Raw genomic sequence first — 14,170 nt, 5'->3', positions numbered from 1 at the left:
CACCGACGCATGCCGCTGACGCATGTTGCCGACGCCGGGCCGCGTTCCGCCTGCCGTGCCGCCGACCGGCCGGAAGGGCGACGACGCCACCCGCCGCGCGGGCCCTCTCCCGACCCCACGGCTTCCCGTGCCTCCGACGCGATCCCCGAGCCCTTCATCGCGGCGCCCTGCCGCACATCCGCCTCCCGAGTTGAACGCGTTCAAAAATACGGGCTACGCTGATGCCGAGCGACACCGAGGGGGACGCGATGAAGGTAGTGCTGCCCGGGGGAACCGGACAGGTGGGCGCGATTCTCGACCGCGCGCTGACTGCGGCCGGCCACGAGGTCACGGTACTGACCCGGCGCCCCACCCGGGCGCACGAGATCGGCTGGGACGGCGCCACCCTCGGCCCCTGGGCGGCGGCGATCGACGGCTGCGACGTCGTGATCAACCTGGCCGGACGCAGCGTCTCCTGCCGCTACACCCCCGAGAACCTGCGCGCCATGATGGACTCCCGGGTGGACTCGGCCCGGGTGGTCGGCGAGGCGATCGCCGCCGCAGCACGGCCGCCGCGCGTCTGGCTGCAGATGAGCACGGCGACGGTCTACGCCCACCGCTTCGACGCGGCGAACGACGAGGCAACCGGAGTGATCGGCGGCGCCGAGCACGGCGTACCGGACTACTGGGCCTACAGCGTCGAGATCGCGAAGAACTGGGAGCGCGCCCAGGCCGAGGCGCCGACTCCCGCCACCCGCAAGGTCGCGCTGCGCTCGGCGATGGTCATGAGCCCGGACCGGGGCGGTGTGTTCGACGTCCTGTCACGACTGGTCCGGCTGGGACTGGGCGGCCCGGTGGCCGGCGGAGCGCAGTACGTCTCCTGGATCCAGGACGAGGACTTCGTACGAGCGGTGGAGTTCCTGATCGCCCGCGACGACCTCGACGGGCCGGTGAACCTCGCCTCGCCCGCCCCCCTTCCGCACCGCGACTTCATGCGAGCCCTGCGCACGGCCTGGGGTGTCCCGCTGGGGCTGCCCGCGACGCGCTGGATGGCCGAACTGGGCGCGTTCGCCCTGCGCTCGGACACGGAACTGCTGTTCAAGAGCCGGCGGGTGGTGCCGGGGCGGCTGAGCGCGGCGGGGTTCACCTTCGACCGGCCCGAGTGGGAGGGGGCGGCCGCTTCCCTCGTACGGCGGGCCAGGGCTACTGACGGCTGACTGTACGGGTCACGCCCGTGACGATCGTCGTCGCCAGGATCCAGCCGGTGATGATCAGGGCGTACGACAGCCACTGGTACCAGCCCCGAGGGGCGAACGCCGACTCCTGGCCGAAGTCGATGACCGGCAGGAGCAGATCGAGGGTGTAGAAGACCGGGTTGAAGTCGGGGGCCTCGCCCGCCTTGACGGGGTGCGGGTGGTGCAGGCCGTACGCGATCGAGCCCACCGCCAGGACGGACAGCAGCCACACGGCCGCGCGCAACGGACGGAAGCCGTAGCCGACGGTGGCATCCTGGACGTGCCCCCACAGCCGTCCGTACCAGACGAGCGTGGTGCGCCGGCGGCGCAGCTTGGCGAGCTGCACGAGGCGGGCCGCGTCGTCGTCGCCGACGTGGCGGTACGCCGCGATCAACTGCTCGTAGGAATGGGGTTCGTACGGGCCCTCGTCGTGCTCCAGCATCGGGAGGCGGCGCTCGGCGGGCTCGTGCGGAGCGAGGACCGTGTACCGGAGGTTGCTGAGCAGTACCCGCTCGGGCAGCATCTCGGGTTCGAGGGTCAGGATCTCGATGTGGGAGCGGCGCAGGTTCAGGGCGCCCTCGATGCGGTGACTGCCCCGTAGCCACAGCTCGCCGATGACGCAACTGCTCGCCCGCAGGGCCGTGTCGCCCGGATGCGACAGGCGGGCGTGGTGCAGATCGAGTTGGCCCGCTATGCGTGCGCCCCGTAACTCGACCCGCCCTCGGGCACGGAGGCACCGCGCCTGTATGTGCGCCTCCGCGGTGAGGTTCTGCATGTCCAGCGCGACGCCGCCCGGGTTGTCGAACTCGGCGTCCTGAATATTGATTCGCCCCGTGATGGAGGCTCCGGTGAGCCGTACTTGTCCGTGCGCGCGCATTTCCGGCGCCCACAGATCGTCCCCGATCGTTGCCTGGTTGAGCCACAGCACTGGCCCGGAGCCCTCCGCCGCCGTGAACTCCGCTCGTTCCATGACCAGCGCCCCGGAGATCCGTGCCCCGGCGAGCCGTACCGGCCCTCGCATGCGGCAGTCCGCCATCCGCAGCACTCCGTCAACCCGCAAGGTCCCGGCGTCCAGGCCCGGCAGAACGGAGTTGCTCAGATTGAGCTGGCGCAGCTGGGCGCCGTAAAGCTTGGGAACGCTGTCGAACCGGCAGTGGCTCAGCCGGATGGCGGCGTCGATCGAGGAGTACTTCAGATCCAGTACGCCGGTGATCCGCGCGCCGGTGATTTTGAGCGCGGCGATCTCGCCCTCTTCCTGCGCGGTCTTGAGCAACAGCGCCCGCAGCACACTCGCTCGTACGGTCCGCTCGGCGGCGTCTGTACCGTCGGGTGCCGTCTCCTCGTCCCCGGTGCGGAAATCCACGGACTCGCCTCGCGGAAAGGCCTGCCACACACGCGTCTCGGCCGGTGTCAGCTCGCTGGTGTCGATCACGCCGGGACTCTGTCGGGCCACTTCGAAGCTGTCAACTGCGGTGAGCCGGGCTCCACTTGTGGATGCATCGGCTCCGTGTCACGCCTGGGGTCGCCAAGCCGCCACCAGGTCCAGCAGGCCCGGGAAGCGGGAGTTGAGATCGTCGACGCGGACATGGCTGCGCCGTTCCAGCCCGTACTGCCGCTGCCGCGTGACGCCCGCCTCGCGCAGGGCCTTGAAGTGGTGCGTGAGCGACGACTTGGGCCGGTCGAGGCCGAACCATCCGCAGGGGTGGTCGAACTGCTCGGATTCCAGGAGCAGTTTGCGCACGATCGTCAGCCGCAGCGGATCGCTGAGCGCGGCGAGCACGGTCTCCAGGCGGAGGTCCTCCACCGAGGGCTCGGGCAGCGGCGCGGGCAGGCCGGGCGGCTCCGGCAGCGGGGGAGTGGCTGCGGTTCCTGCGGCGACGGACATGCGCGGCTCCTCGTGACGCGATGCGACCCGGCTTCCTCGGCCGGACCGAACTCCCTGTACGAGTTCCATCGTACTACCTGCTAAGTTCGACTCGACTCGTACAACGGATGTCGGGAGGACCAGTCATGCCCGGACAGCGAACGGCGCAGGTCAGCGCGGTTTCGAGCGAGAGGAGGCGGGGTGATGCGGTCCCGCTGTGGTGGGTGTGGCCGGCCGCGTGGCCGGTCACGGCCGTGTTCGTGCTCTCGAACGCGGCGACCCCGCTCTATGTGCTCTGGCAGCACGACATCGGCTTCTCCAAGGGCACGCTGACCGTGGTCTTCGCCTTCTACATCGTCGGACTGCTCGGCTCGCTCCTGGTGTGCGGCGTCGTCTCCGACCGGCTCGGCCGCAAACCCGTCCTGCTCCCCGCGCTGGCGCTCGCCCTCGCCGCGTGCCTGATCTTCGCCACCGCGACGAGCGTCGCCGCGCTGATCGTGGCCCGGCTGTTCACCGGCATCGCCGTGGGCGCCGTCGTCTCGGCCGGGATGGCCGCGGTGAGCGACATCGCCGGACCCGCCCGGAAGCGGACCGGCGCCCTGCTCGCCTCCTGCGCGATGGTCTTCGGCGCCGGTCTCGGCCCGCTGCTCGCCGGTGTCCTCTCCGAGACCCTGCCCGCGCCGACGGTGACCGTCTTCGCCGTGGAGGCCGCCCTCCTGCTCACCGCGGTGCTCGCCGTACTGCGCATGCCGCTGGCCCGCCCCACGTCACCCGCCCGGGGCGCCTGGATCCGGGTACCCGCCGTGCCGACGGGAAGCGGTCGTCAACTCGCCCGAGGAATCGCCGTGTTCGCCCCCGGCATCACCGCCACCTCGTTCGTGCTGTCCCTCGGCCCCTCACTCCTGACCGGCCTGCTCGACACCACCAGCCGTGTCGTCGCGGGCGCGCTGGCCTTCGTCATGTTCCTCGCCGCGACCGGTGTGCAGTTCGCGGTCCGGCGCCTGGAGCGGCGCACTGTACTGCTGTCGGGTGCCACGGCGACCGCGCTCGCGATGGCGGCGCTGATCACGGCCGTCGCCACGGCTTCGGTATCCGCGCTCGTCCTCGCGGCGCTGCTCGCGGGCGCGGGCCAGGGCCTGGGCCAGCTCGGCGGCCTCTCCCTGCTCAACTCCACCGTCCCGCCGGCCCGCCTGGCCGAGGCCAACGCCGCGCTGAACGTGGGCGGTTACCTCATGGCGGGCACCCTTCCGGTCCTGGCCGGCTATCTGAGCGACGCGGTCGGCCTGACGACGGGGACGACGGTGTTCGGCGCGGTCCTGCTCGGGCTGGCGGTCGTGGGCGGCGGGGTGGTCCTGGTGGCCGGAGACCCGGCGAGGAAGCCGGTCAACTGACCTGTCACTCAATCTGCTTGGCCAGGTACATCGACGACACGTGGTAGCCGTTGCGCTGATACAGGGCGATGGCTGCCTCGTTGTCCCCGACGACGTTCAGATGGAGCGACTTCTTCCCCTCGCGGGCGACGAGTTCCTCGGCGGCGACGAGGACGGCCGAGCCGTATCCCCGGCGCCGGTACGGTTCGTACACGTTGATGTCGTACAGCCAGGCCGAGTCGGCGGTACCGGCGGCCTGCCGCGGGTCCGGGCCGATCCACGCGTTCCCCACGACCTCACCGGCCCCGTTGACCGCCACCACGAGCCGATGCCCAGCCGTCTCGACCCCGTCCGGCAGGAACTGAGCGGTACCCGCCCGCGCCCGCTCCCGCGCCACCTCGTACGGCATGAACTTGCCGAGTTCCCGGGCCGATTCGGCCTCACGATGCGCGGTCGCCTCCTCGTACTCCGCCGGCGTCATCCTCCGCAAGGTCACCTTCTGCGCGTCCATGCCGGCATCCTCGGCCAGATGCTGACCCCGCGCCAGGGTGAGCGGCTCCCCGAGGGGATCGCGGCGGGCCGGCTTCCCTCTGCGGCGCAAGCGTGCCCTGGCGGCAGGCTGAACACAGCGTCACTACACACTGATCCAGCAGTACAACCGGTGACCGCGAGCGAGCGCCCTTTCCGCGAGAGCGGCGAGATCCTCCAAGAATCCCGTGAGTCCACTCAGGTCCGACTGGGCGCTGAAGACATTCGACGCGGACCAACCGCGGGTCACATCGCCCAACTGCCCCCGGTCGAAACGGGCGAGGGAGTCACGAAAGGAGTCCGTGAGCGACAGCGTGACGACTTCTCCGCCACCCGCCATCCCGGCCACATGCCCATGGCGCGGATCAGCCTCGACGGCATCGGCGGTTCGCCCGGTGACGAGCACCTCGGCGGGCAGCAACTCGACCACCGGATCGACACCCTTCACGACGAACGCGTCATAACCCGTTCCCGTCGGCTGCCCGTCCTCGCGGACCACAGCTCGAACGGCGTCGTCGTCATCAGCGGCGGCGTAGTAGCCGAAGAGCGCTCCCATGCGCACGATCATGGCACCCGGCCGACCGGGACGCGTTCCCGGCCGGGACGCCGATCTCGTGGAGCGAGGACCGCATGCCGTTTGACGGCCTGGTGCGACACGGACCGGAACACGGAACTCACCCTGGCCGCAGTCCCCTCACCAGCCCCTGCTGACACACCGTAGCCCCGTATGCGAAGCTGCCGATCACACGGGGGAGGGGCATGACGGTGAGGCGGGATCGTGCGGCGGGTGGTCGGGGGCGGCACAGCGCGATAACTCCCGCGCAGGCGGCGCTGGTGGTGCTGGTGGTGGGCGGAGTGGCTCTGGGGGCGCTGTTGCTGCGCACCGAGACCGGGCTGTGGGCCAAGGGCCGGGGGCCGCTCGGCGGCAACCCCGTCCTTGTGCTGGGCCTCGCCCTGCTGGGAGCCCTTGGCGTCTCGGCGCTGCGCGGGAAGTACCGGGAGCGGGTCGACGGCGCGGGGGAACTCACCCCGGTGGAAGAGCGGTTGGCGGACGGAGTGACCCGCGTTCTGCTGGCCGCGTCACTGGTCGTGCCGGTACTCGTGCTGGTCCTGCACCGGTTCGGTATGTCCGGCAGCGGTGACGAGTCCGGCGGCAGGGCGTCGCAGCCGCCTCCCAGCCCGCCGGCCGACCTCGGATCCAGTGTGCCGCCTGGCCGGCATGCCGAACACCCGGGCCACGTCATGCACTTCGGGCTGAAGCGCGTCCTGCTCGGTCTCGTCATCGCCCTGCTCGTCGTGGCCGTCGTGATCGCCGGGCTGCGCCTGTGGCGGTATCTGACCCGGCCGTCGGCGCCGCAGGGCACGGCGACGTACGCGACGCTCGACGACGAGCGGCAACGCCTGGCCCGAGCCGTCGACTCCGGCCGCCGCGCCCTGCGGGACGGAACCGACGCCCGCGCGGCCGTCATCGCGTGCTACGCCGCCATGGAGCAGTCGCTCGCCGCTTCCGGCGTGACCCGGCACGCCTCGGACAGCCCACAGGACCTGCTGGAACGGGCCGTCGCCGGGGGCCTGTCCACAGGGGCGGCCGCCGCCACGCTCACCGCCCTGTTCCGCGAAGCCCGTTACTCCACCCACCCGATGGACGGCGGTCACCGCGACCGGGCCGCCGCCGCGCTGGCCGAGATCGCCGACGGCCTGCGTTCGCGGACGCCCGGTCCCGACGCCGTGGAAGGTGTCTCGTGAAGGCGGCCGCCCGGATACGGGCCCTCGTCAACTCCGCGCAGGGGAAGCCCGGTTCGGTGCGCCACTCGCTGGCCGTACTGGGCACCGCGGCGGCCGGGACCGAAGTACTGCTCGTCCTCACCGACGGCATCACCGCGGCCGCCGCCGGTCTCGCCCTCATCACCGCGGGCGGCCTGGTCCTGGGCCGCTATGCCGCGGGCGCCGCCGCCCAGGACAGCGGCTATCGCGCGCCGGTACGCCTGCTGGACAGCCGGGCCCCGGTGCTCGGCGGGTGGCAGTCCATCGTGGCCAAGGCCCTCGCGGACGACGGCGAAACGGACCTCGACACCGTCATGCGGCCGCAGTTGCAACGGCTGTTCGCCGCCCGGCTGGCCGAACGGCACGGCGTGGCGATGTACCGGAACCCGCAGCGGGCCCGGGCGCTGACCGGAGCCGGGCTGTGGCCGTGGATCGACCCCGGGGCGGCGACCGCTCCGCAGCCGACCCTTTCCGAGCCCGTCCTGCGCTCCCTGCTCGACCGCTTGGAAGCCCTGTGACGGCCGGAAGCCCTCCGGCCGGGGGTGCGGCGGCCGACCCCGCTGCCCAGCCGCTCGGCCCGCCCCCGGCCCATGCCACCCGGCCCGACCCCGCACCCACGCCTCCCTGCGCCGGCCCCGCAGCCCGCGCCTCCCGGCCCCCCCGCCACGCCTCCCTGCGCCGGCCCCCCCCGCCACGCCTCCCTGCGCCGGCCCCGCAGTCCGCGCCTCCCGGCCTGGCCCCGCAGCCCGCGCCACCCGGCCCGCCCCGCAGCCCACGCACCCCAGCCCCCCAGCCCCCGCCCCTTCGACCCGCCCCGTGAGGAACCGACCGTGACCAGCCCCCACCCCACCCCGGACCACGAACCCCTCACCCCCCGACAGGCGGGCGAAAGGGCCGCGGCCGTACTCGCCGAGATCCGCACCGCCGTGGCCGGCAAGGCGGAACCACTGGAGCTGGTGATGCTCGGCATCCTCGCCGGCGGCCACGTCCTCATCGAGGACCTGCCCGGACTGGGGAAGACGCTGCTGGCACGCTCCTTCGCCACCACGCTCGGCCTGGACTTCCGCCGTATCCAGTTCACCCCCGACCTGCTGCCCTCCGACGTCACCGGAGCCCCGTTCTACGACCAGCGCACCGCCGACATGGTCTTCCGGCCCGGCCCGGTCTTCACCCATCTGCTGCTCGCCGACGAGATCAACCGCACCCCGCCCAAGACCCAGGCCGCGCTCCTCGAGGCGATGGCCGAGTCCCAGGTGTCCATCGACGGCAGCACCCGGCCGCTGCCGGAGCCCTTCGTGGTCGTCGCCACCGCCAACCCCATCGAGTACGAGGGCACGTACACCCTGCCCGAGGCCCAGCTCGACCGGTTCCTGCTGCGGGTCCGCATGGGCTATCTGGAGGCGTCCGAGGAGGCGGGCATGCTGCGCGCGCGGGTCGACCGTGCGGCGCCCGAGGCCGTGCTGCGCACACTCAGCGGGCCCGGCGAGGTGCAGGCCATGCGGGCCGCCGTCGAACGCGTCGAGGTGGACGACGACCTGCTGGAGTACGCCGTCGCGCTGGTCCGCGCCACCCGGGACCACCCGCACATCCAGGTCGGCGCCTCCCCGCGCGGCGGCCTGGCCCTGGTGCAGCTCGCCCGCGCCCGTGCCGTCCTGGACCTGCGGGACTACGTGACCCCGGAGGACGTCAAGTCCGTGGCCGTGCCCGCCCTCGCGCACCGCGTCACCCTCAAGCCCGAGCTGTGGGTCCGGCAGATCGACGGCGACGACGTGATGCGCGAGATCGTGCAGTCCGTGCCCGCCCCGCAGACCCTGCCGCGCACACCGATCGCGTCATGACGGCGCGCGTGCCGGCCCGCCGGGCGGCCGCCGCCGTCCAACGGGCCCTGGACGGACGCCACGACGTCACCGCCCAGCCACCACCGTCACCTCCGCCCGGCTGGCGTGCTGGTGAACGCGCTCTGCGGCTGGGCACGTTGGCCGTCGTCGCGCTGGCCGCCGCACTGATCACCGGGCGCCCGTGGGTACTTGCCCTCGCCGTCGCGCCCCTGGCGCTGCTCGCCCTCGCCCTGCCGAGCGGGCCGCGCCCGCAGACGGTGACGGCCGAGGCCGAGGTGGAGTCGCGGCGCTGCTTCGAGGGCGAGCGGGTGACGGTGCGGATCACGGTGTCCTACGACGGCGAGACCGGCCGGCTGGACCCCGGTGTCACCCTCGGACACGGGGTCCGGCTCGACCACCTCGCGGTCGGCCCGCACCGCGTGGACCTCGTCATGACCGCACGGCGCTGGGGCCGCTGGACGCTCGGCACGGTCGACGTCGACCTCTACGACCGGGGCGGGCTGGCCCGGCGCTCCGTCCGCGTCGAACTCGGCGAGATCGACGTCTTCCCGCTCCCCGGACACGCGAGCCTCACGCCCATCCCGGTCCGGCTGCCCCAACGGCTCGGCGAACACACGGCACAGCAGCGCGGCGAGGGCGTCGAGGTCACCGGCGTGCACCCGTACGTACGGGGCGAACGGCAGCGGCGGATCCACTGGCCGGCCACCACCCGCCGGGGCACCCTCCAGGTCCACCAGTTCGCCGCGGAGCGCGCCGCCGACACCGTGGTGCTGCTGGACGTGCTCACCGACGTGGTCGACCCGGTCACCGGCACGTCCTCGCTGGACGAGACCTTCCGGGCCGCCGCCGGACTGGTCCGCGCCTATCTGCGTACCCACGACCGGGTCGGCGTCGTATCGGTCGGCGGCGCGACCCGCTGGCTGCAACCGGGCAGCGGACAGGGGTACTTCTACCGCATCGTGGAGAGCGTGCTGGAGGTCCGCAAGGACCGCGCGTTCCGCACCGAGGGACTCAGCCCGCTCCCACCGCCCGCGCTGCCCGCAGGGGCGCTGGTGTACGTCATCACGCCGCTGATCGACCAGCGGATCTTCGACATCCTGCGCCAAGTGCGCGGACGGGCCAACCCGATGGTCGTCATCGAGATGCCCGTCGGCGAGCCGGTCCTCGAACCCGGCGACACCGAGGCCGAACTCGCGCTGCGGCTGTGGCGGGCCGACCGCGACGCCATGCGGTTCGCCCTGGTGGAACGCGGCACCGCGGTCGTCGCCCACCGGCCCGGCGAAACCCTCGACCTCGCCGTCGCGCCACTGCTGCGCACCCGCATCCACGGGGGAACCCGATGACCGCCGCCCCGGCCCCGGCCACCCCGCCGGGCCCCCGCCCGGCCGACAGCCGAGCCACCCTGCTCCTCGCACGCCTCACCTCCCGCCTCACCGACCGCCTGCTCGGAACAGCCCTGATCGTCGCCGCCTGCGACCCCCCGGCCGTCCTGCACGGTCCCCAGCTGGGCAAGATCCTGGTCCTGGGGGCCGCGGCAGCCGCGTGGTGGGCGGCTCCGATGGTCGACGCACGCCCCGTCCTGACCTCCATGCGCCGGCGCACCATCCTGGCCCGCCGCAGGACGACCGTGCTGCCCGCGGCGGCGATCGCCGTCGCCGCCGCCACCAACCCCCCGGTCTGGCTGACGTTTTGCATCGCCGCCCTGCTGCTCGCCTACCTGCTCGTCACCGACGCCTGGACAGCCGGAGCCACAGCCCCGCCCGGCCGGCCCCGGACGACACCGGCCCTGGCGGCCGCCGCCGCGACCACGGTGGTACTCCTCGCCGCCCAGGCCCCGGTGGCGAGTACGTCATGGTCCCGCCTGCCCGCCTCACTCGCCATCGCCGCGACCGTGGTCTGCCTGGCACTGGCCCTGCACAGCCGCCACAGACCGCCGACCTGACGCCGCGACCTGCACACCTGAACATCAGGGCAGTCGGTCACCGCCCGCTCGGAGGGGCACGAGTTCGGCGTGCCGGCAGCGCCCTGAACCACGCTCCGGCAGCGGCTCGTACGGCGATTGAGGGCGGCATCCGACGGGAAATGGCTGGATGAGGTCCACCCGCCCGGTGGAACGCCGAGACCCCCGAGGTGGGCATGGCCCGTTCGCGTACCGCGCAGGACCCGGAGCCGGAAGGCTTTCTGGAGCGCTGGGACCAGCGGGGGCTGGCCATCGCCCGTCTCGTCGCCGTCTGCGGATCGGTGACGGCCACGCTCTTCGGGCTGTCCGCCGCCTGGCAGATGCCGTTCCTGTTCGCCGCCGTCTACGGGATCCTGCGCACCCTCGTCCCGCTCGCCTCGACGCGCGACGAACTGACCGTGCTCCGAGCCGAAGTCGCCGCCCCGCGCCGGGACTTCGACCAGGTGAACGCGTCGCGCATCGAGCACTGCCCGGACGCGGCGGCCTTCTACAAGGCGGAGATCGACCACCTCGCCAACCGCCGCCCCAGCCACATGGACGCCTGGTACATGCGACTGGAGACGCCGGACGACTTCGGCGCGTCGTCCGCCGCCTTCGCGGGCCACTTCCAGGCCGTGCTCGACTGGGCGCGCGACGGCGGATCGGTACGGCGCCTGCTCTGCCTCGGCTCGTCCCGGGGGTACGCGGGCTGGACCGCACGGCACCGCGAACAGACCCGCCACCTGCGCAGCTACACCATCCGCGAGGTCACCTGACTCAACGGTCAGCGCAGTCCCAGCAGTTCGGCCAGGTTCCCCCCGAGGACCCGGTCCCGTACCTCCCCGGGCGGCGTCACCCGTTCCACCGTCGTACGCGCGACCACGGGATCGCCGTAGGGCGCGTCCGAGCCGAAGAGCGTGCGGGTCGGGAGCTCCTGGATCGCCAGCCGGACGGCGAAAATCAGGGTGGCGGTGGAGAGTTCGAGAAAGAGGTTGGGGGTGTCGCGGGCCAGCTCGATCGCTTCTAGCCAGTTCGCACCGGCCAACTGGCTGATGATCAAGGGGACTTGGGGGTAGCGGGACGCCAGTGCGGCCAGGGTGCGTACGTCCGCCGCCGTCGTGGGGGCGTACCCGTGGACGACCACCGGCAGGGCGCCGTGTTCGTGGGACGCCTGGAGGACCGGCTCGATGAGGTCCGCCCGGTCCGGAGGAGGCGTCAACTCCCCGATGCCGTACAGCCCGCGCCCGACCACGTCACGTTCCACGGCGGCCATGGTCTCCTCGGCCGGGCGCCCCAGCCGGACGGAACCGAAACCGAGGAAGCGGCCGGGGTGCGCGGCGAGGGCCGCGTCGAACTCCCGCCAGGCCCGGGCGTATCCGTCGTCCGCCCCACCCTTCAGCGCGTCCTCCAGCACGCTCATCTCCCGGCGCAGCGAGGCCACATCCGTCGCCCGCTCGGGGTGCGGGCGGGTCAGGAAGAGGACGGCACGGTCCACGCCCGCGTCGTCCAGCGCGGACAGCTGTGGGTCGAGCGGGTCGTGCACGTGGCTGTGGGCATCGAGGATCATGGGCACCTTCCTGGGGGGACCGCCGGAATGCGGGGCTGCCGGACCAGTGTTGGACCCTGACACCGTTGGAAGGTCAAACGAGAGGAACCTCCCGTGCTCATCGGGGAGCTGGCCAAGCACACCGGCACAAGCGAACGCCTGCTGCGCCACTACGAGCGCGCGGGTCTGCTCCACCCCGGCCGGCTGCCCAACGGCTACCGCTCCTACGGCCCCGAGGCCGCCGCCGACGTGCTCCGTATCCGCGCCCTCCTCGCCGCAGGGCTGCCGACACGCGTCATCCGCCAGGTGCTGCCCTGCACCACCGGCACGGCCGCCGTACGCCCCTGCCCCGGCATCCTCGACGCCCTCCGCGAGCAGCTGCACACGCTGGACCGGCGCGCCGAGGAACTGACGGCGGCCCGCAGGGTGCTCCGGGAGACCATCGCGGACGCGGAGAGCCGATAGCGCGGACGCGGAAACCGGCATGGGGCCCCGGCGGCAGCCGCAGTGATCACCCTGTTCGCCACACCTGTTCCGTCGGCAGGACCAGCAGCTCGTTCACGGCCATGTGGCGCGGGCGGGTGACCATGTAGGTGACGCTGTCGGCCACGTCCTCGGGGGCGAGGGTCTCCATGTCGTGGAAGGGGTCGATACGTCGGCCACCCGGCGGGGCGCGGTGTCCGCGGCGGCCAGGAGATGGGGCAGGGCGGCGTCGGTGGTGTAGAGCAGCCCCTGGACGTTGACGGCGATCATCCGGTCCCAGGCGTCGGCGCCGACGCCTGGGCCGAGCAGCATCAGCCCGGCGTTGTTGACCAGGATGCCGAGCCGGCCGTAGGCGTCGGCGGTCTCCTGGACCCGCGCGTGTGGCATGCTCCCGTGCGGTGATGTCGGCCTCGACGGCCAGTGCGGTGCCGCCGGCCCGCTCGATGCCGGTGACGAGGTCGTCGAGGCGGTCCCTGCGGCGGGCGGCGACGGCCACCTGGGCGCCCCTGGGGAGGGGAATGTTCGGGGAGTTCCGTCGCCGGCTCAGCGGAACGCGGGTACGTCCGAGAAGGGAGCGCAGCGGGGTCACGCGCATGGTGACCGGTGTTTCTCTCATCGTCTTCGCCCGTCGTCAGATCCTGGTCTGCTCCGCCTTGCTGCCGGCCGTGGCAACCCAGCCCTTGAGCGGGGCCCAGAGCTGGAGGTCGAACGCGCGGTGCTTGAACTTCCAGACACCGCCGACGCGCTCGAACCGGTCGCTGTACACGCCGATCACCTGCGTAGGACCGTCCTCGCGGGAGACCACGAAGCAGTCCAGTTCGGTCTTCGCCGTGGCCGTGTCACCATCGACGTCGATCACCGCGTCGGCCATCCAGTGGTACATCACCGGCACCGCGGCCCACAGTTCCTCGGCCTTGGCCATGATCCCGTCGATGCCCTGGGCGGGTGCGCCGAAGGCGGGGCCCAGGTCGAATACGGCGTCCTCGGCCCACAGAGTGCGCAGCAGCTCGCGGTCGGGGCCGTCGAATCCGTGGCAGTACTTGTTCAGCAGCTCCTCGACCGCGATACGGCTTTCGATCTTGTCCAGGCGTGCTTCGATGCTGCTCATGTGAATACCTTTTGCTTGGTTCTTCGTGCGAACGCACCCGGGGGTGGGAAAGGAATGGAACAACCCTAAGGGGCCTGATCGACCAGGCCGGTGTTTTCACGGCCACCCTTTTTCGTGTTTACCCTGCGGTGCGGAGACCGTGTTCAACGGCCACAGAATCAGGGTCGCACGTCACCCGGTAAGCGAAAAGGGGCCAGATCTGTCCTACGAAGGACACCACCCGGCCGGAACCTCAGCGGCGCGCGTCGCGGCCCCCGTCCGGGCGGCTTCGGCGGTCCAGGAGGCGAGGATGCGCAGGCCGTCGCGGGAGGGGGTGCCGAGCGGGGCTGCCCAGACCGTCGGCGCCGGTCAGGCCCACGGCGGACAGGCTGACCTCCGCCCATCGCGGTGCGCATGGGTGTTCATGAGGGGCGATTGCCGCAATGAGCGCGCCGTATGTGAGGGGGACGAAAATGTCCCCGGACAACTCTGTCGGGGGCTGTATACGGCCCCTTTTCACGGGCGCGCGGCTGTGCG

At 72.3% G+C, this 14,170-nt stretch carries 16 protein-coding genes; 9 read left to right on the top strand and 7 right to left on the bottom strand.

What is annotated here, in order from left to right; genetic code table 11:
- Positions 1-248 precede the first annotated feature (248 nt).
- Complete coding sequence (locus tag AB0898_RS21280) at positions 249-1,196, top strand: DUF1731 domain-containing protein (protein ID WP_366804601.1); 948 nt, start codon at positions 249-251, stop codon at positions 1,194-1,196.
- On the opposite strand, the gene AB0898_RS21275 is transcribed toward AB0898_RS21280, so the two are convergent.
- Positions 1,183-2,643 carry a membrane-associated oxidoreductase gene (locus AB0898_RS21275; RefSeq protein WP_366804600.1) on the bottom strand — a complete coding sequence of 487 codons (1,461 nt, stop codon included), beginning with the start codon at positions 2,641-2,643 and terminating at the stop codon, positions 1,183-1,185. The genes AB0898_RS21280 and AB0898_RS21275 overlap by 14 nt on opposite strands.
- A gap of 81 nt (positions 2,644-2,724) precedes the next feature.
- Positions 2,725-3,099, bottom strand: a complete 375-nt coding sequence (locus tag AB0898_RS21270) for an ArsR family transcriptional regulator (protein WP_366804510.1) — start codon at positions 3,097-3,099, stop codon at positions 2,725-2,727.
- Positions 3,100-3,224: 125 nt separating this feature from the next.
- Here AB0898_RS21270 and AB0898_RS21265 point away from each other — a divergent pair, with 125 nt between their 5' ends.
- Positions 3,225-4,469: an MFS transporter gene (locus AB0898_RS21265; RefSeq protein ID WP_366804509.1), complete on the top strand. Its 1,245-nt coding sequence runs from the start codon at positions 3,225-3,227 to the stop codon at positions 4,467-4,469.
- Positions 4,470-4,473: 4 nt separating this feature from the next.
- Here AB0898_RS21265 and AB0898_RS21260 read toward each other — a convergent pair whose 3' ends face one another.
- Both AB0898_RS21260 and AB0898_RS21255 read right to left on the bottom strand, forming a co-directional pair.
- Positions 4,474-4,959: a GNAT family N-acetyltransferase gene (locus AB0898_RS21260; protein WP_366804508.1), complete on the bottom strand. Its 486-nt coding sequence runs from the start codon at positions 4,957-4,959 to the stop codon at positions 4,474-4,476.
- A gap of 123 nt (positions 4,960-5,082) precedes the next feature.
- On the bottom strand, positions 5,083-5,532 hold the full coding sequence (locus AB0898_RS21255; protein WP_366804507.1) for a hypothetical protein: 450 nt from the start codon (positions 5,530-5,532) through the stop codon (positions 5,083-5,085).
- A 203-nt stretch (positions 5,533-5,735) separates the two neighbouring features.
- Between AB0898_RS21255 and AB0898_RS21250 the strand changes: the two genes are divergently transcribed.
- From AB0898_RS21250 to AB0898_RS21225, 6 genes are all read left to right on the top strand, one after another.
- On the top strand, positions 5,736-6,722 hold the full coding sequence (locus tag AB0898_RS21250) for a DUF4129 domain-containing protein (RefSeq protein WP_366804506.1): 987 nt from the start codon (positions 5,736-5,738) through the stop codon (positions 6,720-6,722).
- Positions 6,719-7,258, top strand: coding sequence for a hypothetical protein (locus AB0898_RS21245; RefSeq protein ID WP_366804505.1), 540 nt, complete (start codon positions 6,719-6,721; stop codon positions 7,256-7,258). The genes AB0898_RS21250 and AB0898_RS21245 overlap by 4 nt, the downstream gene beginning before the upstream one ends.
- Positions 7,259-7,570: 312 nt before the next feature.
- On the top strand, positions 7,571-8,578 hold the full coding sequence (locus AB0898_RS21240; protein WP_366804504.1) for a MoxR family ATPase: 1,008 nt from the start codon (positions 7,571-7,573) through the stop codon (positions 8,576-8,578).
- A complete protein-coding gene (locus tag AB0898_RS21235; protein WP_366804503.1) occupies positions 8,575-9,921 on the top strand; it encodes a DUF58 domain-containing protein in 1,347 nt (448 codons plus the stop codon). Before AB0898_RS21240 ends, AB0898_RS21235 begins: the two co-directional genes overlap by 4 nt.
- Positions 9,918-10,520, top strand: coding sequence for a hypothetical protein (locus AB0898_RS21230; RefSeq protein ID WP_366804502.1), 603 nt, complete (start codon positions 9,918-9,920; stop codon positions 10,518-10,520). Before AB0898_RS21235 ends, AB0898_RS21230 begins: the two co-directional genes overlap by 4 nt.
- Positions 10,521-10,714: 194 nt before the next feature.
- Entirely contained in the window at positions 10,715-11,293 is a 579-nt protein-coding gene (locus AB0898_RS21225) for a hypothetical protein (RefSeq protein WP_366804501.1), read from the top strand.
- Positions 11,294-11,301: 8 nt separating this feature from the next.
- Here AB0898_RS21225 and AB0898_RS21220 read toward each other — a convergent pair whose 3' ends face one another.
- A complete protein-coding gene (locus AB0898_RS21220; RefSeq protein ID WP_366804500.1) occupies positions 11,302-12,084 on the bottom strand; it encodes an amidohydrolase family protein in 783 nt (260 codons plus the stop codon).
- Positions 12,085-12,177: 93 nt separating this feature from the next.
- Between AB0898_RS21220 and AB0898_RS21215 the strand changes: the two genes are divergently transcribed.
- On the top strand, positions 12,178-12,528 hold the full coding sequence (locus tag AB0898_RS21215) for a MerR family transcriptional regulator (protein ID WP_366804499.1): 351 nt from the start codon (positions 12,178-12,180) through the stop codon (positions 12,526-12,528).
- A gap of 93 nt (positions 12,529-12,621) precedes the next feature.
- On the opposite strand, the gene AB0898_RS21210 is transcribed toward AB0898_RS21215, so the two are convergent.
- Both AB0898_RS21210 and AB0898_RS21205 read right to left on the bottom strand, forming a co-directional pair.
- Positions 12,622-12,933 carry an SDR family NAD(P)-dependent oxidoreductase gene (locus AB0898_RS21210; RefSeq protein WP_366804498.1) on the bottom strand — a complete coding sequence of 104 codons (312 nt, stop codon included), beginning with the start codon at positions 12,931-12,933 and terminating at the stop codon, positions 12,622-12,624.
- Positions 12,934-13,177: 244 nt separating this feature from the next.
- On the bottom strand, positions 13,178-13,654 hold the full coding sequence (locus AB0898_RS21205) for a nuclear transport factor 2 family protein (RefSeq protein WP_366804497.1): 477 nt from the start codon (positions 13,652-13,654) through the stop codon (positions 13,178-13,180).
- Positions 13,655-14,170 lie beyond the last annotated feature (516 nt).

The sequence above is a fragment of the Streptomyces sp. NPDC005435 genome, from assembly GCF_040703155.1.
GTDB lineage: Bacteria > Actinomycetota > Actinomycetes > Streptomycetales > Streptomycetaceae > Streptomyces.
This window is presented reverse-complemented; position numbering and strand designations above follow the sequence as displayed.